The sequence below is a fragment of the Sphaerospermopsis reniformis genome (assembly GCF_005402885.1).
In the GTDB taxonomy this organism is placed as follows: domain Bacteria; phylum Cyanobacteriota; class Cyanobacteriia; order Cyanobacteriales; family Nostocaceae; genus Sphaerospermopsis; species Sphaerospermopsis kisseleviana.
Map to the genome: position 1 here is coordinate 1 of NZ_BJCE01000212.1, position 9577 is coordinate 9577.

Genomic DNA, 9577 nt, shown 5'->3' on the forward strand with positions numbered 1-9577 from the left:
CTGCTGTGGCTGTAAAGGTATAAGTATCCTGTTCACCTTTTTCACTGATATTGCCACTAACAATATTACCGATAGTTAAAGGAGTTATCGCTGAAACATCAGGAGTAATTAAACGCAAGCTATAAGTGGAATTATTAACATCACTATAACCCTGCATGATCAAATAATAATCACCTTGCTCTAACCAAAACTCTGCATCAGAATTTAAGTTATTGGCAGTAATATATTGACCATTAGTGTTATAGAGAATCCAAGCATTGGTTGCTGATTGTGCATCAAAATAAAGATAGGTACGCTCTGTTAAACTGAACCGATAGCCAACACTGCCTGCGGCTGACTCATCAAACGTTCCTGTAATATCCGTATCGAGATTGATAACCGTTGCATCTGCTTTATCTAACAAACGGAACTTGTAGTTACCTGTAACACCGTAACCATCTTGATCCCGTCCTCCATCAATGATTAATTTATAAGTTCCATCAACAGCAAACACTAAACCATCATTAGTTCCGCGATCGCCTCGACTATCATGTTGCCATAGCAGTCGTCCCCTCGGATCGTAAAGGTAAGCATAAAAGAAATCACTTCCTAAACTATCAAAAAATAATTGTTGTCCTACTGTGCCTGTAAAGGTATAAGTATCCTGTTCACCCTTTTCACTAATTGCCCCTTCAACTTTAGCTCCGAAAGTCAAGGGATTAGTCAATAAATCAGGCGTGATAATTGTGAAGGCATAATTCACAGTGCTAGTAAAAGCAGAATTACCTCGCAAAGCTAAAATATATTCTCCATCAACCGCTAAATTTACCTCCATATCATTGAAATTATCATCAGAAGCCACCACCTGATTGGCTGAATTGTAGAGAATCCAGCCCAAAGTTCCATCCTGACTTAACTTATCAAAATAAAGCTTCTGTCCCTTATTTGCCGTAAAACGATATAAATCATCCTCAGAGCCAGGACTTAATGTACCTTGAATAACCGTATCCAAACTGTTTGCTGGCACTAAACTAGACTCAATTAAACTAAAACCGTAGGTTCCTGTTTGTTCACCTTGAGGATTAACAACAACCCGATAATTACCATCTTCTTCCAAGGTAAATAACTGGTTATAATTCCACAGTAAATAACTGCCATCAACAACTTTTCGATTACTGGGACTATAAATATCAACTCGCCATTGCTGATAATTTCCTGAAAACTGTAAAGGATCAAAATAAATCCTTTGTCCCTTCATCCCACTAAAGGTAAATTCACTATTTTCTCCAGGCAAACTAATTCGCCCTAAAACTGTATCTCCTAACAATAAAGCCGCAGGTGGAGTCCAACTCATTTCTCCCGTTGCCTGATTAATTGCCATTCCCTCTGGCCCAATCACCAAATTATAGGTAAGCGGATAGTTTCTATCAGGATCAATGGCATTGGCATCATATTGATAAAGCTGATTGATATAGGCATCAACAACTGGATTCGATGTAAAAATAGGCGGACGATTAGGTGGTGTGTCAATAACCGACAAAGTATAACTTTGTTGTGCGAAGCCACCCCGACCATCACTAACTTCAACTTTAACCACCTGATTACCAATATTCGTCGTCTCTGTTTGCCAATTCATTAAACCTGTTAGAGCATCAATAGTCATTCCTGGAGGAGCGACTAATAACCAATAACTTAAATTGTCTAAATCAGGGTCAGTAGCATTGACATCATATTGATAAGCTTGCCCACCTATAATCTCTAAATCAGGCTGAGTCTGAATAATTGGATTGCGATTAACAACCGCTAAAACCACCACATCATAGGTAAACTGGACTTGATTAGGATTAAGGAAAACTAAACTACGACTATTGGTAACTTGATTAAAATCGAGCTTGCCGTTAATCAACAAATCTGTGAAGTCATAATAGGGTAAACCCTCTAAGGAGACACCATCGGTATCTCGTACCTGAACCGTTGGATCACTAATATTCTTAATCGCCACTAACAGATTAGTGTTAATTCCGTAGCTGCCAATATTTTTCAGATTAAAATCGGCATAAACTAAATTAGTATCCTCATTCAAAGTTGTGCGCTGGTATTGAACCTCCATTGAGTCAGTAACATCTGCCAAGTTTGTCAAATTAGGAGGATTAGCTGCACTTCGTAAAGCTGAAATTGCAAGAGTTGCAACGGGAGCAACGGTTCCTGCGGGGGCATTCTCTAAGGTTATGTCTGTAATTCTGACCTGAGTAGCTGTGTCTTGATCATTATTAACTAGACGTAGGACTAAATTGCCCGTTGTATTGGGCTGAACGCCAACTAAATTGACGCGAATAATTCCCGTATTTGCGTCATAGGTTACACCAGGTGCGAGATTTGCTGTTAAACCTTCTGTGATATTAAAAAATGCTGTTTTACCACTACCAATGGTATGAACTAAAGAATTGCCTTGAGCATCCACTAACTCAACTTCAAAGGCATCTTTAATAGAATTTGTATCCGTTTGATCAAAGTTTAAACCCTCAATTTTAAACTGTAAAATCGTCGGGTTTGTTGGCACAGTAATCGCTTTTTGAAGAGAAGGACTGAAATTATTTCCTTCTTTTAATAAAGAACTCACCGCTAAAGTGTAATTTTGAGTTGCAATTAACCCACCAGCATCTTGAACTTTCCATTCAAAAATATGCTGACCAATATCATTGATGGTTGGTATCTGTGATAATAATGAAACTCCATTACTGGTATCTGTATTTTTCCAATTGAGCGGATTTTGGATGGCAGAAATCTTCAGAATATCATTGGTGTCAGGGTCTTGGGCTTTAATTTCATACTGATAGGCTGTACCTACTTGAGCAGTCAGGAGCGGTTGGCTAATAAAGAAGGGAGCTTCATTAACATTGGTAATTTGAATAACAAAATTTTTCTCAAGACTTAAGCCCCCCTTATCTATTGCTTTGATACGCAAATTATAACTGGATTTAGCTTCAAAATTAGGAGAATCCTTAAGTCGTAGTTCGTTGTTAACTAAAGTAAATGACCCGTTATCTTCACCACCTAAATCATTCACTAATTCGTAGGTTAAACTATCATCCGCATCAGGGTCTTGACCACTGATGTTTCCCACAAGACTATTGGCTGCAATATTTTCAGCCAGGCTGTTATTACTGAGATTGATAACCGTCGGAGCTTCATTAATATCCGTAATATTAATCGTGAAAGCTTTATCTAAAAAGAGTCCATTTTGATCCGTTGTTCTGACTCGGATTTGGTAAATAGCTTTTTGCTCAAAATTAGGGCTTTGCTTAATGTGTAATTCATTCCCCACTATGTCAAACCCACTATTATCTAAATCTTCTTCTCCTGTAATCAGTTGATAACTATGGGTATCTCCAGGATTTATATCAACAGTGCTAAATTGACCGATCACACTATTATCTGGAACATTTTCATTGACGGTTGTGGGAGTTAGTCCCAACCCAGTAGGAGCTTTATTGCCCGCATCGTCATTAATAATTGTGCCTTGAGCCTCGCTGTTACCAAGAGTGCCATTAATGGCATTTTTTAAACGAAGTGTAAACACTTCATCAGGTTCATTAACTAAATCACCAATAATAGATACTTCAATAAAACGGCGAGCTTCTCCAGGGATAAAGATAAGACTGCCGACAGTCTGTTGATAATCTTCCCCAGCTTTTGCTGTTCCATCTACAGTTTCATAGTCAACAGTGACAGGAAAGGTTGAGGCTTCTGATAAAGTAACTTCAAATTTCGCTTTAGTGGTTTCTCCATCTCCTTCAACAATGCTGGTATTTTGAACTGTAATTGTTGGTAGAGGATCATTATCTAATATTGTAACGATACCCGTTCCCTGACTAATCAAAGCATTGTTAGCATTTACTAAATTAACTTTAAAACTCTCTGTTAACTCATAACGGCGGTCGCCTTTAATATTAACAGCAATCATTTTTTCCACTTCGCCAGGGGCGAAAGTAATGATTCCCGTTTGGGCTTCATAGTCTTCGGAATTCTTAGCAGTATCATCTTCAGTAACAAATTCAGCTGTTACTGTTTGCTCAGATGCTTGAGATAAACGAACCGCAAAATTTGCTTTCTGAGTCCCCTCATCCCCTTCTGTGACTGTAACATCCCCGATAGATAAGCTGGGTAAAAGCGGCGTTAAATTATCATTTTCTAAAATTGTGCCAGTACCCACTCCTTGAGTGATCAAAGCATTATTGGCATTTGCTAAATTAACTTTGAAATTCTCTGTTAATTCCTGTAGGCGATCGCCAGTAACTTTTACGGAAATTGTTTTCTCCAACTCACCAGGTGCGAAACTAACAATTCCCATTTGAGCTTCATAATCTTCTCCTGCTTTGGCCGTATCATCCTTCGTTGCAAACTGAGCCGTTACCGTCTGGGTCGAAGCCTCAGATAAACGCACTGTAAAATTAGCATCTTGAGTACCTTGATCACCCTCTGTAACCGTTACATTCCCGATAGACAGATGAGGCAAAGTAGTGGGCAAAATAGTGGGCAAACCCATTGGTTCCCCTAAATCAAACCGAAAGACTAAATCATTAAAATCGCGATCGCCTCCACCAAACACATCTTCCCAAGCCCATGTGTGACTATCCTGTTGGGCATGAAGATGGCTTAATCCATCCGCGTTAGCCGCAGAATAAGAGAAAAAGACGGAGATTTCTTCATTGTTGATTGCTTGAGTAGCAGTGCTATTGCTAACTAAGTACCAACCCAAATACTTGGTGGAAGGTAGATTTACCTGATAACCAGAAAGGAGACCATCCGCAGTAAAAACAGTCTGATGCCGCTCTAACGCTGCTTTCCTATAACCTTCATCACCAGGCAATAGATCACCAATTTTTCCATCGGGAGCATCTACCAAAAAATATCCCATTTCATTTTGATAGGTCGCTTCCTTGCCAAATAACTCAACAGTCAGTGGGACTGTTTGCTTTTCTTGGCCAGGCAGTAAAATTCCCGGTTGTCCAATATTGAACACAACATCATTAAAATCCTGATCTCCTCCCCCCGTTAAATCCTCCCAATTTAACCGCCAAATCCCTTTTCCTAAATGAGTGCTTCGAGAATGGTCAAACCCATCCGGATTAGACCCTAAAAGAGAGAAAAAGGCTAGACTTTGTTGACTAACTGTATTACTGGGATTATTCGCTAACCAATTCTCACTCGTGCCATTTTGAATTAAGTAGAAGGCTAAGATACTCCCTCCTGTAAAGGTTAACTCGCGCCAATTACCTGCTGCATGACCCGAATTAAACAAGGTCTGTCTTGTAGAACTCTGTAAAGCAGTCTGGGCAAAACCTTGTTCATTTGGAGACAGACCACCTACTTTCCCTGATTGATCAACAACAAAAACACCAACTTCGTTATTATACTTAGCGTCTCGAAATGTCCACTGGACAACGATTGAAACTGTTTCCGACGATGTACCCGGAACAACTAGAACTTCACCTAAATTGTCTAACTGGGTTATTTGAGGAGCACCTACCCAGGATGTATTATGAGATGCAAAAGAAAAACTAGCGGCTTCTTGATTAACAACAACTGGGTCCGACAGTAGTGAGTCGTTTGTTAATACAGAAGAAGCAATTCCAGATTGACTACTGGAAAAGCCCAGTAAAGGATCGGCGATGGCTGTATTAAGAACACTAGGATTTGAAGATTGTGCAGTTAGAGGAATGGCTTGAATATCAACGCCTTGAACAGCCAAGTCCATGGGTGAAGGCAATGATTGTTCAATGTATTCCAAAGGCGGCTCTATACCCAAAGGGTTTAGAGGGGTTTCTATAAATAACTGATGTCCCTGTTCTTCCATCTTCTTTTACCTGCCCATCAAAATCCTTACCTGGTTACAGGACAATATATACCCTTAGGAATTTATAAAATCCAAAACTCACAGCCAGAACGATATCAAAAACTAAAAATATGGATGCAAATCCTACAAGTAGTCGTGCAAAATAAATTTTATAGTTAGGAGAGGGGACTCTTAACAGGTAACACCTAACAGGTAGGGAATACAGACATTTTTGTTTTCACTCAGTATATTAAATTAATTTTGCTTGGGTACTTATAGGGTATGTGGGACTTACGCAAGTGTCACACCAAAAATCCGATGTGGGGTGCGTCAGATATCAAGAATCTGTTTATTTACATAATTTATGCTGTCTGACGCACCCTACTAATGTGCCAGTTGGGTAAGTCCTATCTCATATGATCATATTTTTTGCCTAAAAATCAGACTGAATAATCACTTAACTATTGCCAAAAATCTGTAACTTCATAACCTAATTCTGCTAACATTTGCCGCAGTAATGGTAAACTCAAACCAATTACATTACTATGACAACCTTCGATTTTTTCCACAAATAAACTACCAAAACCTTCTAAAGCAAAAGCACCGGCACATTTAAGGGGTTCACCTGTTTGAACATAAGCTGCAATGGCGCGATCGCTCATTTTCCCAAAATAAACCCTAGTAATTTGACATTTAACAACAGTGCGATTTTGGGTATTATCAATTAAAACATGACCAGTATACAAATCACCAAAATTACCCTGCATTAAATTCCAACGAGCGATCGCCACTTCTGCATTTTCTGGTTTACCATAAATCTGTCCATCAATGGCTAAAACCGAATCACAACCCATCACTAACCCAGAGGGAAACTGAGGTGCAATAGTTTCAGCTTTACACTTAGCTAAAATTTCTACTAATGCTTTTGGTTCACTAATTTGAATTTGCGACTCATCAAAATCACTAGCTTTAACAATAGGTTCAATACCCACAGTTTGCAACAAACGACGACGTGCAGGAGAAGCAGAAGCAAGTATAAAATCAGGAATAGTCATTGGTAATTGGTAATTGGTAATTGGTAATTGGGTATTAGATTTTAAATTTTGGACTTTGGATTTTACTTACTTCATTTCCATCTAAAATCTAAAATCTAAAATCTAAAATCTAAAATTTAAAATCTAAAATTGATCATCCCAATCAGCTAAATTAATAAACCGTAAAAGAACTGACAACTTCATCAATCATGCGTTGCAGTTTTTTCCAACGTCTTTCAGGTACAGAAGCGTTAAAAGTAAACAACTTACCACGACTCACAGCAACACTAGCTATATTGTGGCGTTTTTCACGGTTAGGAAGTTGAACTTCATACTCTAGAAAATAGTATGTTTTACCATCAGTTTCTTTTTGAGCAACATTAACTAATTCTGCGGAACGTCCAGAACCTTCAGGAGCAAGAGCAGCTTTTCCTAATTTATATCCTACCTCGGTGGGTGTTCCCAATTCAGTTAAACTTTTACCTTGAGGAACAGGACTAATCACCACAGAGACATTTTCTGATACTTCGATTAAATCATGAAATACCACATCAGGACCGTCGGTAACTTTAACTTGCAACCAACCATTAGGATATAAAAACTGATAACCATCAGCAGTATCTACAAAGCTTTTGAGTCCAGCCGCAGCAGCAACATCAGGGTTACTGAAACTGATACTGAACACTAAAACCAAGATTAACGCAATTCGTTTCCACATTGATAAAAATTCCTTTCGGTGGGAAGCAATACAAGACAAGGATGATTGCAAGTCTTTATTTTCTCATTAATTGGTACGTTCAGCTAAGGACGATTTTACCGCTTCACCGGATTGAACTGCACGCTTCTAGGGTTTTGGGTAGTTCAGCCATATTGAAAAATTTGATACACTGTGTAAAATACCCGCCTGAGAATGAATTATCAGGCTAATAGCAAAAGTCCTATTTAGACGACTATAAAAAGCTTTTAGTCTATTTTAGTAGACTTGAACTATTAGTGCTGAATTTCATTTCTGGGCAGGTTAGCTAATTTGTGATTTAAATTGGTGATTTTTGCAGATTTTGGGGGAATATTAATAGACCTGTCCGAAAATTAAAAAGGCAGTCTGTGTATGGCTTTGAGGATGTTCTCATTTCAGCCAGACTTGACGTAATCATCAGGGCTGTATTCGCAGAGGAATTTAGCTCTCCTCCTTACAACTCTTCTAATTTGTTCGGACACCATTTGCTTTTCGCTGCTATTTGAGCATTAATTAAAGTAAAAATTCGCTGTAATTCCGAAATACCCACATATTCCGCTTCTTCTTCAGGAGTGAGTAAATCAGCTTTTTTCTTTTCTAATAGTTCTTCAAACCGAGATTGTAATTCATCGGTAAACTTAAATAGATAAATATCACCAAATTCACTCATCTTCATACCAGAAGATATTAAAGATGAGGGTTGAACCATTAATTGAGTAATCATTATCCGTTCACAGTTTCTTTATGTCCATTATCTCATAAAAAATCCTGTAAATCCTAAAATTCTGGACATCCTGATTCTGACAAATCAAATATGATGTTCTACACCCAGAATGTAGGTGATCATGTAATTCACAAAATATTTGGTACTGGTAAAATAACTCATGTTTTTGGATCAGAAAACAAAGTATCTTTAGCAATTAAGTTCAATGAATTAGGTCAAAAGATAATTGATACAAGAGTTTCTCAATTAACAAAAATAGATTAAATAAATATAGAAATTTGTTTTAGATTATGATAAAATGAATATCAACAGCCACTCCTTATAACTAAACACAACTATGAACACTGAATTAGTCAAAAAATTAGTAGAGATTATTCATTGTTTATCCCCAGAAGAAAAACAATTGTTAGAAACAGAATTGCAAATAAAACCGGATTGGAATATTATCAAACAAAGCATCCTCAAAAGAGGAGAAATACTGAACCAAAGACTAAACAATCAATCTTTACAAGATATAGTTACCAATATTATCTCAGAAATGAGAGAAGAAAGAAGTGAACAGTTAATTAATTCTTTTATCCACCATGAGTAATTTAATTTGTGTAGATGCCAGCTTTACCATTAACTTAATAAATAGTAAATCTATGGATTCACCATTTATCCAACTATGGGAAAATTGGCAAAATAACTCTGCGACTATTATTGCACCAACATTATTTTATTATGAAATTACCAATGCTTTACATCGCATGAATCAAGCGAATTTATTGACTATAGAAGAAATAGAAAAAGCTTTAGAAGATGCGTTAAATTTAGGAATAGTTCTTTATGGAAACTCGCAAATTTCTCAACTTCATCAAATGGCAATCAATATAGCAAAAACACTTAAATTATCTGCTGCTTATGATGCTCATTATCTAGCATTATCGAAACTATTGAATGCTGAATTTTACACCGCAGATAAACGTTTGTATAACAGTGTCAAATCATCTATTAATTGGATACACTTTATCTCTCATATTTAGCTAAACAGATGTCTATTAAGAGTTATGAATTTAGCTCTCTTCCTTACAACTCTTCTAATTTGTTCGGACACCATTTGCTTTTCGCTGCTATTTGAGCATTAATTAAAGTAAAAATGGTTCTTTAGTACCTAGTATGCCAAACTATTAATTAAACATCAAAAATGTGTTTAAAAATAAAGGCAAAAAGCCATATCCCATGACAAATACCTAAAATGTTAATAAATAATGCCCGTATTTATTATA

General features: G+C 37.2%; 6 protein-coding genes and 1 pseudogene. 3 read left to right on the forward strand and 4 right to left on the reverse strand.

Annotation, left to right across the window (positions count from 1 at the left end):
* The 4 genes from FFR48_RS21635 to FFR48_RS21650 form a co-directional block, all read right to left on the reverse strand.
* A partial coding sequence (locus tag FFR48_RS21635) for a Calx-beta domain-containing protein (RefSeq protein WP_137668809.1) occupies nucleotides 1-5836 on the reverse strand: 5836 nt, incomplete at its 3' end.
* 440 nt (nucleotides 5837-6276) lie between these two features.
* Nucleotides 6277-6870, reverse strand: coding sequence for a Maf family protein (locus tag FFR48_RS21640; protein ID WP_137668810.1), 594 nt, complete (start codon nucleotides 6868-6870; stop codon nucleotides 6277-6279).
* A 151-nt stretch (nucleotides 6871-7021) separates the two neighbouring features.
* Nucleotides 7022-7567 (reverse strand): photosystem II reaction center PsbP, encoded by a 546-nt coding sequence (psbP, locus tag FFR48_RS21645; RefSeq protein WP_137668811.1) that lies wholly within the window; start codon nucleotides 7565-7567, stop codon nucleotides 7022-7024.
* Nucleotides 7568-8039: 472 nt separating this feature from the next.
* Complete coding sequence (locus FFR48_RS21650) at nucleotides 8040-8309, reverse strand: hypothetical protein (RefSeq protein WP_137668812.1); 270 nt, start codon at nucleotides 8307-8309, stop codon at nucleotides 8040-8042.
* 111 nt (nucleotides 8310-8420) lie between these two features.
* Between FFR48_RS21650 and FFR48_RS21655 the strand changes: the two are divergent.
* From FFR48_RS21655 to FFR48_RS21665, 3 genes and pseudogenes are all read left to right on the forward strand, one after another.
* Nucleotides 8421-8573, forward strand: a pseudogene (locus FFR48_RS21655) (hypothetical protein); the annotation flags it as partial.
* Between the two features lie 73 nt (nucleotides 8574-8646).
* Nucleotides 8647-8901, forward strand: coding sequence for a hypothetical protein (locus tag FFR48_RS21660; RefSeq protein ID WP_137668813.1), 255 nt, complete (start codon nucleotides 8647-8649; stop codon nucleotides 8899-8901).
* Complete coding sequence (locus FFR48_RS21665; protein WP_137668814.1) at nucleotides 8894-9334, forward strand: type II toxin-antitoxin system VapC family toxin; 441 nt, start codon at nucleotides 8894-8896, stop codon at nucleotides 9332-9334. Before FFR48_RS21660 ends, FFR48_RS21665 begins: the two co-directional genes overlap by 8 nt.
* The last annotated feature ends 243 nt before the right edge of the window (nucleotides 9335-9577 follow it).

Excerpts from the sequence above, each read along its gene's own strand:
- FFR48_RS21640 (WP_137668810.1), bottom strand. The coding sequence starts at position 6,870 with ATGACTATTCCTGATTTTATACTTGCTTCTGCTTCTCCTGCACGTCGT.
- psbP (WP_137668811.1), bottom strand. The coding sequence starts at position 7,567 with ATGTGGAAACGAATTGCGTTAATCTTGGTTTTAGTGTTCAGTATCAGT.
- FFR48_RS21650 (WP_137668812.1), bottom strand. The coding sequence starts at position 8,309 with ATGATTACTCAATTAATGGTTCAACCCTCATCTTTAATATCTTCTGGT.
- FFR48_RS21660 (WP_137668813.1), top strand. The coding sequence starts at position 8,647 with ATGAACACTGAATTAGTCAAAAAATTAGTAGAGATTATTCATTGTTTA.
- FFR48_RS21665 (WP_137668814.1), top strand. The coding sequence starts at position 8,894 with ATGAGTAATTTAATTTGTGTAGATGCCAGCTTTACCATTAACTTAATA.